A 13,517-nucleotide genomic window follows, 5' to 3' on the forward strand; every position below is an offset into this window, starting at 1 on the left:
TACCTTGCGCTATCTGGTTGTCTTTAAAGGTGAATCTCAGTTAAATCACCTATATTGGTGACGAGTTCTCATTAAACTTCAAACTGTTCCAGAACCCCTACATTACCGAAAGCTTGTTTGGTATACTCAAGGTAATAAGCGAGAACCCGGAATCCGAAACGAGGGAGGAGGCAGACCAATGAATATAAAATTAAACCGAGAGTTAATTAAAGACAAGTGCGGTACAGTCTCCTTCAAAAGAGGTGAAGCTTTTTATCGGGCTAATAAAGTGACAGTTAAAAACTACGGTCCTAATGGTTGTGAAGCAACAGTTGCAGGAATGGATGATTTCCATGTCACCATTAAAAAGGATGAAAAAGGTGGTTTACTTACGAAATGTAGCTGTCCTGCACTAGCTTCCTTTCAAATGGATTGTCAGCATATTGCAGCCGTTTTACTATCGATTAATGCACTTCAGCGTCAGGAAATCCCCAATAGTCTAAGTGGATTCCAGTCTGATTCATTAACAAATCAAGAACTAACGGAAGGCTTACTGACACTTTTCAATGCCCAACCTAAACGCTCTAGCAGTCATCAGCTTCACTTTGAAAACAGGCAAGTGCTTGATGTGGAATTTACGTGCAAAGCCGTTACCCTAGGAGAGGGGCGGCATATATTTGGAATAAAGGTGAGGATTGGTCCGACTAATGTGCAGAATATCAGGGACTTTCTGAAGCATGTGAAAGACGGACATACTAGCGTGCTTTCTAATTCATTCACGTTTAACCCTAATCTTCATTGCTTTCAAAAAGAAACAAATGCTTTGATCCAGCAGCTTATCCAAGTAATTCATGATGAAGATGTATATGTTGATGAATTGTTGGGGAAATCAAATTATGTCAGCGATTATCATACACTACTGATTCCTCCATCTTCTTGGGACAGGCTATTTCCCATACTTGAGAGAGTACCATCGATTAAATTGGAATATGGCGGGAATATGTATGCCGGTCTTCGTGTATCGAACGAACCACTTTCTTTACAGTTTGACTTTGCTGAAGCTGAGGGCAAAGGCTATCAACTGAAGATCAAAGGGTTGAATCAAATGGTTGTGCTGAATTCATACAGCTCTGTCTTATCTGAAGGGAAACTAATCCAGCTGAAAAGTGAGGATTGTAAACGTCTCTCGGACCTAAAGGAGTTGCTTGATGGTTCAGGAACGAATCAAATTTCGATTCCTCAAGAGCAGGTTAGTTTTTTTCTAGAAAAAGTGGTGCCTGGTTTGAAGAAACTAGGCAATGTACAACTATCGGACAGTATGTATAAGCACCTTCTTAAGACACCGCTAATTGCTAAAGTGTACTTGGATCGTGTGAAAAACCGATTGCTCGTTGGGTTGGAGTTTCATTATGAAAATATTATGATCAATCCATTGGAACCTACTGGGGATATCCCGGCAAGCTCCACTTTTGTGAGGGATATGGATAAGGAAGAAGAGATCTTGCAGTTAATAGAAAAAAGCTTGTTTTCCAAGACAGACGGCGGTTATTTTTTGCACAATGAAGAATTGGAATATGAATTTTTGTATCATGTCGTTCCGAAGCTTAAAACGTTTGCGCAAATATATGCAACTACGGCTGTGAAAAATCGGATATTTAGAGGCAAAGCTCACCCGAAGATTACTGTGAAGATGAAAAAAGAGAGAACCAATTGGCTAGAATTCAAATTTGAGCTCGATGGTATCCCTGAAAAGCATATACGTGAAGTTCTATTGGCTCTAGAAGAAAAACGGAAGTACTATCGATTGGGTAATGGATCCATACTCTCATTGGAGACGAGGGAGTTTGAAGAAATGAACCGCTTCTTGAATGCACTTCCTGAACAGCATGAAGAATTGGAAAGCGGTTTGATATTACCATTTACTCAAGGTCTTCAGCTTCTTGATTCAGTCGATAATCGTGATGTGTTCACGTTAGAGAAATCGTTCCTGCAATTTTTGGAGAACGTCCACAATCCAGACAGTTTGGGGTTTGAAGTCCCAAAAAGTTTGGATCCAATATTACGGGACTACCAAAAAGATGGCTACAAATGGATGAAAACACTTGCTCATTACGGATTCGGCGGGATTCTTGCAGATGATATGGGGCTGGGTAAAACAGTGCAAAGCATCACGTTTATTTTATCCGAGCTTCCTAACATCCGTAAAAAGAAGCTCCCGGTTCTTATTGTCTGCCCATCATCTTTGACGTATAACTGGTTAAGTGAAATCATGAAGTTTTCTCCAGAGATTCAAGCTGTTGTGGTAGATGGTAATAAGACAGAGCGGAGCAATTTACAGAAGGATGTAATAGATATGGACGTTCTTATCACTTCCTATCCGTTGTTGCGCAGTGACATCATGTGGTACGAAAAACAGTTCTTTCATACCGTTTATTTTGATGAGGCACAGGCATTTAAAAATCCTGTGACACAAACAGCAAAAGCAGCGCGGAAGATACAGGCAGATAACCGCTTCGCCCTAACTGGTACACCGATAGAGAATTCATTAGAAGAGCTATGGTCCATTTACCGAGTTGTCTTTCCTGAATTATTTCAGGGTCTTAAGGAATTCAGTAATCTTCCGAGGAAGACGATTGCTCGGAGGATTCGTCCATTTTTGCTTCGTAGGTTGAAAAAGGATGTCCTTGCGGAGCTTCCTGAAAAAGTCGAGTGGCTGGAATCGGTGGAGTTGCTACCTGATCAGAAGAAGCTATATGCTGCCTTTTTGGCTAAGCTCAGACACGACACACTGAAACATCTCGACAAGGATACACTCCGAAAAAACCGCATCAAAATTCTCGCTGGTTTGACTCGGTTAAGACAGATTTGCTGTCACCCAGCCTTATTTGTGGATGGCTATAAAGGGAGTTCGGGGAAATTTGAACAGCTAATGCAGATTATAGAGGAATCAAAGCTGTCGGGAAGAAGGGTGTTGATTTTTTCCCAATTCACGAAAATGCTTGGACTTATAGGTAGAGAGTTAGCGAATCAAGAACTGCCTTATTTCTACCTTGATGGACAAACGCCATCAGAGAAACGAGTGGAAATTTGTAATCGATTCAATGCAGGTGAACGTGATTTATTTCTCATTTCCTTGAAAGCAGGCGGTACAGGTCTCAATCTGACGGGAGCAGATACCGTTATTCTATATGACATTTGGTGGAATCCTGCGGTTGAGGAGCAAGCAGCTGATCGTGCGCATCGTATTGGCCAGACAAATGTTGTACAAGTCATCAAGCTTGTTGCCCGCGGTACAATCGAAGAAAAAATAAATGAATTGCAAGATAAAAAAAGGCATTTGATTGAAGAAATCATCGATTCTGAGGAGAAAGCGTCATCTACTTTAACCGAAGAAGACATTCGGGAAATATTAATGTTATAAAGCAAGTTAAGAACAGTGTGAACACGAGGTGGCAATTAGTAGTGTTTACAAGGGAAAAGTCTTCAGTGACCTTTAAGATATTAAAGAAAAGTAATGGTCGCAAACCCGTTTACTACAAGTTAAAAAAGGTATCTGGTTCTGAAACAATTCTAAATCGCTTCAGGACCAGGTACCTTTGTCTATACTTCCATTATCTGAAGAACATGGTCAACGTTTACTGAAAATAGTGTGGGTATAAATTCTTGTGTGTCCAAATCCATTGTTTCATCTCTATGATCATATTTTCATAACTGGGTACTTTGAATGAAAAATCCTGTCGGTTATTTATCAATGTTTTATCAGCATTGACGGAATCGCTAGGCAAGATTGTTAACTCATCCGCTTTAAAATTTGCATTGAATTGATTTAATAAATCAAACTTACTTATACTCTGATTATTTACAAGGTGATATAACCCTGTTAAATCTTCGATTGCAGCCTTTTCCATAGCTTTTGCTAAAGTCAAAGTAGTGACGCCAGTCCAGATGGCTCCTGTAAATCCATTAATAGTTCCTTGTTGTTTCATAAACCAATCAAATAAACCAATTCCATTCCTTTTCATATCCGGACCAATAATTGAATTTCTAAAGGTTAAATTTTTGTTATCATTAACTTCGCCCAGAGCTTTTGTTCGATCATAAAAAGTTTCACCATCACGAATGCTATCTTCGGAATAGGGTCCTGATTTACCTGAGAAAACACAATCTGTACTCATATGAATTAATTTAGTGTTGGTGTTTTTTAATTTATCGGCTATAAGGTGTGGTAAGTAACTATTTAGATAGACAGCTCTTGACGGTACTAACTCACACGCTTCGTTTAAAATACCTATGCAGTTGATCACTACGTCATAGTTTTCTTTTACTAGAATTGAATTCAACAAAAAATCATCCATAATATCCCCATTTATGTTCTTGCAATAAGGAAATGCTGTTCTTGAAAAGGTAGTAACTTCATGCCCTTTCTCACTTAAAAATAATGAGATGGTGTGACCTGCCATTCCAGTTGCCCCAAGAACTAGGAATTTCATGTTATCCTCCATTCCATTTACGCAGTTCGTCTTTAACGAAATCTAGTTTTAACAACTTTTCTTTTATTTCATCTACTGAAAGGGTCTTTGTATTATTAGAGTTATATTCATCGGTTAACGTAATTTTAGGGGAACCTTCTTCGAGGTATTTCCCATAATTTAGATCTCGGTTATCAGCAGGAATTCTATAAAAATCTCCCATATCAATTGCTTTGGCTGCTTCTTCTTTCGTAAGAAGTACCTCGTAAATTTTTTCTCCGTGACGGGTACCAATGATATTAACTTCGTTTTTCGCATTAAATAATTCAATCAATGCTTGTGCTAAATCTTTTATATAACAAGCGGGGGATTTTTGAACCACAATGTCGCCATTCACTGCGTTTGTAAAGGCATATAACACCAATTCGACTGCTTCTTCAAGGCTCATCATAAAACGAGTCATTTTGGAATCAGTAACCGTTAACGGCTTTCCGTTCTTAATTTGTTCTATGAACAATGGTATGACTGATCCACGGGATGCCATCACGTTACCGTAGCGAGTTCCACAAATTAAGGTTTTGTCAGGAGTAACCATTCTAGATTTTGCAATGAATGTTTTCTCCATCATCGCTTTTGAAATCCCCATTGCATTGACGGGGTATGCCGCTTTATCTGTAGAGAGACAAATAATTTTTTTCACACCTGCGTTTATCGCTGCAGTTAATACATTTTCTGTTCCAAGAATATTTGTTTTTACGGCTTCTAAGGGGAAAAATTCGCAAGAGGGAACTTGTTTAAGGGCTGCTGCATGAAAAACGAAGTCTACATTGTACATAGCGTTATTTAAACTGCTACTATCACGTACATCTCCGATGAAAAATTTAATTTTGTTATTCTGATATAAAATGCGCATATCATCTTGTTTTTTTTCGTCTCTTGAAAATATCCTAATTTCCTTGATATCAGTAGTTAAGAATCTTTCTAATACAGCGTTACCAAATGAACCAGTTCCACCTGTTATTAGTAGTATTTTATCTTTAAACATATAGTTATAGGTCAACTCCTTTCATTGGAGAGGCTGTTCCAGAAATAGAACGACATTCATTTCCTTATTTCAGCCCTCTAAGATGCAAATCAGATTCGGAAGTTTCTCTAGGATAGTTATACCAATAGGCAAATAGTCCAGTATATTTACATTTGGGGTTATTATCCATTAATACTCTATTAAAATCCCAATCTCCGGCAAAATCTTTTCTCGTTGTGAACACTGCATCCCCTATAAAACTTCTTCGAATGATCTTAAATTGTCCACACCACGTATAAGCATCATCTTTACTTTTCACAAATTGTAGTCCGTGTTTCGTTAACATATTGTAGTAATAAATGTCATATTCACCGTCAACTTGTGCTAGTACATCCCGAATCGGAGGTAAATATTGATCATCGCTATCAATGATTGCTACATAATCCCCGGTTGCTTCAGCAATGCATCGATTATATGATTCACTAGCACCTCTATTTGCTTCATGCGTTATTATTTTTAATTGTGGACAAGTTTTTTCATATTCCTTTAGTAGTTCTACTGTTTTATCAGTGGAACCATCGTCGCAAACAATAATTTCATAAGCATATTCTTTCGGAATACTATCCAGCATTATCTTAATCCATTCTTCACTATTGTAAGCTGGAGTTAGAAAACTAATTTTCATTCAAAGACCTCATTCCTTTATTGATCAATTAATTAATACCAAGGTAGTAGAAAGCATGCATCATCTACCGTTAAATTTTCCAATTAGCGCAATTCGTAACAAGTTATTGTTGATACCTTGTTAAAAAGAAATCTCATACCTTATGCTTATCAAAAATACGTCTGTCCTCGATTAATATATGCGTGTGATTATTTAAACTTTAGGCCGATGCGTTTTCTGTAGGTAGAAATCGATTATGTATGAGGATGAGTAGCTGAGTTAATAACGTTTTAAGTCAAAATATCCAAAACAAATCCCCCTAGTCAGATGCTCATCTGACTAGGGGGATTTATGTTAGATGCGATAAGTAGAATTCAGTGCATCAGTTAACAGTTCTCTAGGGGGAAACTGACAGGCACTGTTTTCAACGCTTTCTTTTGTTTTTCTTACCATCTAAATTTAAAAATTCGCTTTCACGTGCAAACTCAACATCGTCTTTCGGCTTTGTATCGTATTTGAGGGCATTCCGCTGTTTACCTTTGTCTTTGTTTTTGTTTTTATTTTCTTCCGACATGACTTGAACCTCCTTTTGTAGAAAGATTTCATCCTAGCTATTGTGTCCAAGGTGCAGAGTTCTATGTAGGAGCATGCAAAATAGGTACCATTCCTTTTTGGATGAATTGCTTGGGTGATGCGATAGACTATCAGAAACCTTTTTGGTATTTCCTGTAATCGTATTGATTTCTTTCATTTTTCTCAGTTTCTCTACTATACTAATCATAGGCGTCATGAATGCTAAGAGACAGCATAGTAAAGGGGAATGAGTAAGATTCGAATCAAATGGAAGAGGCTACTTGTTCTTTTTGCTACAGTTTTCTTGCTGATCCAAATCATCGGCAGTTTCTTTTTTTATGAGCTAGCAGTCAAGCGGGGACCGAAAGATTTCTTGCAGAAGAATGCAGATTTGGAAGTATCCGATAAGGCAATGAACCTCTTTTTGAATGGAGATTGGATAGGTTGGGTCGCGGATCAAAATTTTGAACGACTCACTTTAACGTCACGCGACGGACTGAAACTGTCAGGTTACTATTTGCCGGCATCCAAGCCAACGGATAAATTGGTCATTTTAACGCATGGCTATTTAGGAAACGCGAAGCAAATGGGGCTATTCGGACAGCATTATCATAACGATTTGGATTATAATATTTTCATGCCTGATGCACGAGGGCATGGAAAGAGCGAGGGTAATTATTATGGATTTGGCTGGCCAGATCGGCTCGATTTGATTGATTGGACACAATTATTGGTGGAGAAACTTGGAACTGATATTAAAGTGGCCTACCATGGTTTATCGATGGGGGCGGCGACCGTCTTGATGGCTAGTGGAGAAGAAGAACTTCCTCGCCAGGTCAAAGCCATCATAGCGGACAGTCCCTATGCGTCCGTCTATCAATTATTCCAGTATCAAATGAATCGGATGTTTCATCTGCCAGCATTTCCATTGTTAGATAGCACCAGTGTGTTAACCAAAATCAGGGCAGGTTATTCATTCAGGGAAGCGAGTGCACTGAAAGAGGTGGAGAAGACGAGTGTCCCGATTCTGTATATTCATGGGGAAAGCGATACATTTGTTCCAACAGAGTTGACAAAGGATTTGTATCGACATACTTCAAGTGACGCAGAACTCTATCTTGTCCCGAATGCAAACCACGGTGAATCCATTGCATTGGACGAAGACAAATACAATATGAAAATAGATCAGTTTCTTAACCGTTATATTGAATTAAAATAGGTGCCACTGGTTCTAAAACAATTTGAGTTGTTTTCAGAACCGGGCACCTATTTTTTACTATCTACTAGTTAACTGAAAATTTACCATCAACTTCAACCGTCTCATAAATATTAATAAATGCGTCTTCATCATGCTTTCGGACAATCTTTTTAACATGCAGCGTTTCATAACGCGTGACGACCATCATTAAAATGTCTTTCTTCTCTTGAGTATAGCCCCCGTAACCTTCCGTAATCGTAATCCCACGATAGATGGATCCCAGTAACTCATTGCGTATTAAATCACCTTTTGTCGTGACAATCTGCATCGTCAGTTTGACGTGATCTGTGAAGATTGTATCGATCATTTTACCAGTGATATAGATAGACAACAGGGTATATAACGCGATTTCCCAGTCAAAGACAAATCCTGAAAGTAGCACGATTACGCCATTCATCCCCGTGAGGAGAAGGCCGATACTGAAAGAACTTGTACGGGAAACGATAATCGCAATAATATCCAAACCGCCAGAAGTTCCTGAGTATTTGAGGATAAGACCAACGCCCATACCACCAATGCCGCCACCGAAAACCGTTGATAACAGGATATTGTCTGTCACAGCAACGACTGGTATCACGTATAAGAATGCCGAGAGCGACACGACGCAAACCAGTGTGTTAATGGTAATTGTTTTTCCGAGTTTGTAGTAGCCTAAAACAATCAAAGGCAAGTTAAGGACTAGATTTAATAGACCGGTGTTAAATGGGCTGATTAGGCCGAGTAAAATTGCGATTCCGCTAATACCACTACTTAAAATCCCGAAAGGAACGAGAAAGCAGTTAAAAGCAAATGCAATAATGAGTGAACCTAAGACGACAATTAAATTTTTCATAACTAGTAAATCTCCTTCCAGCTTTGGCAAATAAAAAAACTCGACCCTAAAAAAGGGACGAGTTCGTGCTCGCGATTATACCCATAACTCCGCAGGTTTCTAAAAACAAACGGCTTTCAGTCAACGTATTCTCATACGTGCCCCAGATAACGGTGGAAAACCGTCAAAGCTAACTGACTTATCGGCTTTGTATCTCAGAGATGAATTTCGGATAAGGGCTGTTCGTCGACTTTCATTAAGCGCCAACTTATTAGGGAACAGGGGCCTTTTCGTACTTTTTCTCGTCATAGACTTTTAGTGTTAGATGTTAATTTAGCAGAGAAAAATTGACGTGTCAATACGTGTTTACCTGCCTTACTATGAATTGAATACCTTTTGCTATCAAACGGTAATGATTATTTAGTGTGCAATGTCTAAAGGGGTGGAGAAGAACTTCACATACCGTCAAGAAAATCCAGTTACGTTCACAGGCATCCGCATAATAAGTTGAATTTTGTTAATTAATCATACATATAACCCTGCTAGAAAAATCCCTAACGTCTCTTGATAAATTTCATCGAACTGGTCCAAGGGAAGCGGGTTTTTTCCTGAACCAAGTTCAACTGTGAATCCAGGTCTCCGCCATTCCTGAATAAACCAATCCTTATATCCAGCATAGCTTTCAATTGTTTGAACTGATTCGTATCCGCTGACCCTACTGAACTCGTTAACAAGAACTTCAGACTCAGGGGGTTCAAGGTTCTCGTACCCCCAATAAATAACTTCTCCCTGTGTATGAAGAGCGAGTACTCTTGCAAAATCCCGCCTTCTTGTCAGGTCCGCAATTGCAATTGCCTCAGGTTCGGACAAAGGACGCTCACCGCCATAATCTCTTGGACCCGGATACTTAGGATTACGAGCTCTTTCCCGATCCCAATTGGCAGGAAATTGATCATTCAGATCCACACCCCTTATATTGGCTTTCCAGTCCGAAAAGTCCAAGCTACCATTATTCAATTCAACAACTCTGCTTCGCCATGGCTCATTTGCAGGCGGACCATTTAACACCAAATTAACTCCGTCCGGATTGACCATCGGAACAATGGATAATGTCGTTTGTTGGTAAAAGGGGAATGTAAAAAGACCGCGGATAGTAGTTTGGTTCGTTAATGAAAGCAAATAATCATTTAAAAAGGTCAAAATGATAGGGGTAGTAATCCATTCATTCGCATGAAATGAACCATTATAATGAACTCGTTTAGTTCCACTACCAACCAAGATTTCTGGTATTTCTCGTTTTAAAACGGAATTTCCGATAGGAGCGGTTTGCAAAAATGGATAAACGGCTAGTAACCTTCTGATATCATTCATCATAATGTCGTAATCAAAATTTTGTTTCCCGTTTATAAGCCTCCAGGTAATCCTCTGAGGAATTTTAATCATCTGTCCAACTTGCAGGCCGTTCGGTTCAAGATTAGGGTTGACAAGAAGAAGTGAATACAAAGGAAGATTTAGTCTTTGTGCGATCAAACATAAAGAATCTCCTGTTTGAATTTTATAATTGGTAGCAACAAATCCAGGGATTTGAATTCGCTGACCTGTCGTAAGTATTTGTGTGTTGATGTTTCGGTTGGAATCGATAATCAGTTGAAGAGGCATCTTGAATACCTGGCTGAAATTCCAAAACGAATCTCCAGGTCTAGCAAATATGTCCATGCATTTCCTCCTCTTAGTTGGAAATACTCAGTAATAAGAGTATGTGAAGTATTGCTTAACAATTACATAAAACTAAAAAGGGAAATTAAAAATCTATATACGTTGAACAAATGAATACGGCGTATGCGCTTTATAAGTGCTTTTGTGAGGCCACTGAAACAGCCCTTGTACTTGGAATGAATTAGGATTCCCCACACTAATCCCGCTTCGACTACCACGAAGACGCGCCTGCGCTGGATGGTCTATGTGAGAAAGAGTATTTCATTATTAGTGATGAAATCTGCAACCTGGATTGCGGATTTCTTGACCATAATTATACAGTTAATGCCAAGAGGTTATTCCAGATAGGTTAAAGAATACCTCATCTGGCTTAAGGCGAGATGCCTCCCCTAGCGCCGTAGCGGTTCAAAGGAAATAAATCTACGTGGAAATGAAAACGATAAACAGGCACTAGGAAAGATTCCCTAATGCCTGTTTATTTTCTTTAAGCTTTACAGATTTTCATATGAAGTCATCTTATCCATATTACTCGCAACCAAAGCAATGAGTGTGCTCGCCTCTTCTTTTGTAAAGACGAAGCTGCTTTCCTCTTTGTGAAGCTCGTTGCCTTCCGACCAAAAGCGCTTGACCCTTCGAAGAACACCATCTCCAGTAGCATTGACTACCCCAAATTGATGCGTTATTTCTATTGCATCTTCGATTTGGAAAGCAGTGACTTCAGGTGTTTCCCATTCGACGCTCAATTCCTCAAACTCTGTATCAGCAATTTCACCCACGTAGTATTCTCCACTATTGACGGCGTCTAAAACGAACTCCTCGTCAAGATCATCTAGTTCATCATCACTGATGAAATCATGGAAGATATCATGAATAGCGTCAATTATATCTTCAATGTCAGTAAGAATGATTCTGGTTTGCTGTTCGAATTCAAAGTCAAAAGTTTCCACGTAAAACTCTGCGTTATGTGGATCAAAATGAAGGGTACAGAAGTAGTCCCTTTCGTCGTCCTCCGTTTCGACAAAAAATTCGATACGTGGATGTTTTGCACTTTGGTCAATCGACATATGACCGACTTGATCATATTGATCGCAAATTGAATTCAGATGATCATGAAGCTCAGTAGTTACTCTGTTAAACCATTCCATTGACATGCTTTAACCGCCCCTTTATTTTTATTCCTCAATTCATATCTTTTCCCAATTCGTGTATTTTATCTAAAAAAAATAAATAAAAAGTGTAAAATGTTCAAATGAAGCAAAAATCATGAAAATGGTGCAACTCATATCACGAAAATCACAAGAAATCGTTAGTAATTGGTTGGTCATATAATCAGATGAATACTTGAATTCACGATCGATCCGGTCGAATAGTATCGCCCCAGATTGCGCAGGCTTGGTAATTGGCAAACATCATAGAACGTTTCAGCCGCCAAAATTGCATCTTTGGCGGCTTTTCTCCAGTTAATAAGCCAGCTATTCTTTCATACCAAAGAGCTTCAGCACTCTGTGTACTTATACATTCAGACATCTCGGTAATCGTAATAGAAGTCATTCAATCCGAAGTAATCCAAAAACGCGACTATACAAGTAGTGCTAAGGGGGAGATCAAGTTATTTACTGGTTGATTTGGTTAATCAGCACGTGTGGTAGGTGTTTTTTTAATGGAACAATGCATTAGAGTTGCTTAACATATAGATGCAGAATAAAGTAAATAGGTAAGTTGTTGCTGAATAAAAGGAGGAGTTGGGATGCTTTATCTGAATTCAGATCATTTTATGTTGAAACCATTTTTGGCCACTATTCATTGTGAACCGAGCTGGCAATGGAAAAAACGTGATAAACCAATTCCCAACTATGATTTATTTTATGTTTGGGCTGGGGAAGGGACAGTAGTGCTCAATGGTAAGCCATATAATGTAGAAAAAGGGCATTGCTTTCTTTTTAAACCCGGCGATGAGACAACAGCCACACATAATCCGCAAAATCCCCTCGTGTTAACTTACATTCATTTTGATATAACTGAACCGTTCCAATTGGTACCTTCAGGTCACCGGGTCTTCAAAAATTCCATTACCTTTGAATCGCTTTTAACTCAATATGTTCGATTATTTCTAGTGCAGGCATTTGGTGCAAAAATTGAGGCCCAGCTAATCTTGAAGCAATTGATGATCCATTTATTAAGAGAAGAACGAGGACAAGAAAAACAAATGACTAATACGAGCAATAAATTACTAGAAACGATTCGAGAAATTGCCAATTATATTCAACAAAATCCAGGGTCGCCGCATACGATTAATAGTTTGGCTGAACGTGCAAATCTATCTCAACGGTATTTTTCACAGAATTTTAAACAAGTCATCGGCCATACCGTCAAGTCTTATATTGTCTATTCTCGTATAAAGCGAGCTGAGCATTTATTGCTTTTTACAGGACTCACAGTGACAGAAGTTGCTGATGCTCTAGGATATAACAACATCCATTTTTTCAGTAGACAATTTAAAAAGTACACTGGTAAAAACCCCTCAGAGATACGATAAGCATATTCGGAAATCTACCCATACGTTCAAGAGCCAGGCATTTAGTTGCCTGGCTTTTATGTATTTCATGAACTTTATCTATGAACATAAAAGTGTAAATGTTTGATCAGATAATCTAAATATCTTGGATCCTCTGGCTGATAGTATTGAAAGAGAAAAGGAGTTGAGGAGGATAGCCAATGAGCCAGTAAGTTTTTTTTACGAATGTTTATTCAGAGTTGTTGCTTGAGGATTTGCAATACTGGCGAACATAAAAGGGGGAGTATCCAGTACAGTCATGGCGCAAGCATGAACCGCTCTTGAAAGACTTAAGTGCTATTTATTGAGCACGTACGATTATCATTCGTTTCTTATCAAAGTTTCTGGGTTCGGCCTGCTCATGATAGGATCATAGCTCATTGCCTGCCTAAAGCAAATCAACATGTGGCTAAAACATTAACATAGTAACGGTATTGAAAACTGAAAGTGTCCTGGTGCTAGTTCCGCG

Annotated in this window: 10 protein-coding genes; 3 read left to right on the forward strand and 7 right to left on the reverse strand. The window is 38.8% G+C overall.

The features are described from left to right. The first annotated feature begins 178 nt into the window (after positions 1 to 178). Complete coding sequence (locus ACP8HG_RS17800; RefSeq protein ID WP_438297462.1) at positions 179 to 3,400, forward strand: SNF2 helicase associated domain-containing protein; 3,222 nt, start codon at positions 179 to 181, stop codon at positions 3,398 to 3,400. A 214-nt stretch (positions 3,401 to 3,614) separates the two neighbouring features. Here the strand turns inward: ACP8HG_RS17800 and ACP8HG_RS17805 are convergent, their stop codons facing one another. The 4 genes from ACP8HG_RS17805 to ACP8HG_RS17820 form a co-directional block, all read right to left on the reverse strand. Continuing rightward, positions 3,615 to 4,469 carry an SDR family oxidoreductase gene (locus ACP8HG_RS17805; RefSeq protein ID WP_438297464.1) on the reverse strand — a complete coding sequence of 285 codons (855 nt, stop codon included), beginning with the start codon at positions 4,467 to 4,469 and terminating at the stop codon, positions 3,615 to 3,617. Position 4,470: 1 nt separating this feature from the next. Then, positions 4,471 to 5,493 (reverse strand): polysaccharide biosynthesis protein, encoded by a 1,023-nt coding sequence (locus ACP8HG_RS17810; protein ID WP_067204520.1) that lies wholly within the window; start codon positions 5,491 to 5,493, stop codon positions 4,471 to 4,473. 64 nt (positions 5,494 to 5,557) lie between these two features. Then, the gene (locus ACP8HG_RS17815) at positions 5,558 to 6,157 is read right to left on the reverse strand and encodes a glycosyltransferase family 2 protein (RefSeq protein WP_067204523.1); all 600 of its coding nucleotides are present in this window, start codon (positions 6,155 to 6,157) and stop codon (positions 5,558 to 5,560) included. 403 nt (positions 6,158 to 6,560) lie between these two features. After that, positions 6,561 to 6,710 (reverse strand): hypothetical protein, encoded by a 150-nt coding sequence (locus ACP8HG_RS17820; RefSeq protein WP_187046415.1) that lies wholly within the window; start codon positions 6,708 to 6,710, stop codon positions 6,561 to 6,563. A 246-nt stretch (positions 6,711 to 6,956) separates the two neighbouring features. Between ACP8HG_RS17820 and ACP8HG_RS17825 the strand changes: the two genes are divergently transcribed. Further along, positions 6,957 to 7,928: an alpha/beta hydrolase gene (locus tag ACP8HG_RS17825; protein ID WP_438297467.1), complete on the forward strand. Its 972-nt coding sequence runs from the start codon at positions 6,957 to 6,959 to the stop codon at positions 7,926 to 7,928. Positions 7,929 to 7,992: 64 nt separating this feature from the next. Here ACP8HG_RS17825 and ACP8HG_RS17830 read toward each other — a convergent pair whose 3' ends face one another. The 3 genes from ACP8HG_RS17830 to ACP8HG_RS17840 all read right to left on the reverse strand — a co-directional run bounded on the left by ACP8HG_RS17830 (position 7,993) and on the right by ACP8HG_RS17840 (position 11,645). Continuing rightward, entirely contained in the window at positions 7,993 to 8,799 is an 807-nt protein-coding gene (locus tag ACP8HG_RS17830; protein ID WP_067204532.1) for a YitT family protein, read from the reverse strand. 504 nt (positions 8,800 to 9,303) lie between these two features. Then, positions 9,304 to 10,494, reverse strand: coding sequence for a M14 family metallopeptidase (locus tag ACP8HG_RS17835; protein WP_438297470.1), 1,191 nt, complete (start codon positions 10,492 to 10,494; stop codon positions 9,304 to 9,306). A gap of 491 nt (positions 10,495 to 10,985) precedes the next feature. After that, complete coding sequence (locus ACP8HG_RS17840) at positions 10,986 to 11,645, reverse strand: hypothetical protein (RefSeq protein ID WP_067204537.1); 660 nt, start codon at positions 11,643 to 11,645, stop codon at positions 10,986 to 10,988. Positions 11,646 to 12,241: 596 nt separating this feature from the next. Here ACP8HG_RS17840 and ACP8HG_RS17845 point away from each other — a divergent pair. Further along, complete coding sequence (locus ACP8HG_RS17845) at positions 12,242 to 13,030, forward strand: helix-turn-helix domain-containing protein (protein WP_067204540.1); 789 nt, start codon at positions 12,242 to 12,244, stop codon at positions 13,028 to 13,030. The last annotated feature ends 487 nt before the right edge of the window (positions 13,031 to 13,517 follow it).

Origin of the sequence: Sporosarcina sp. FA15, assembly GCF_051550195.1 — a bacterium.
GTDB classification, from domain to species: domain Bacteria; phylum Bacillota; class Bacilli; order Bacillales_A; family Planococcaceae; genus Sporosarcina; species Sporosarcina psychrophila.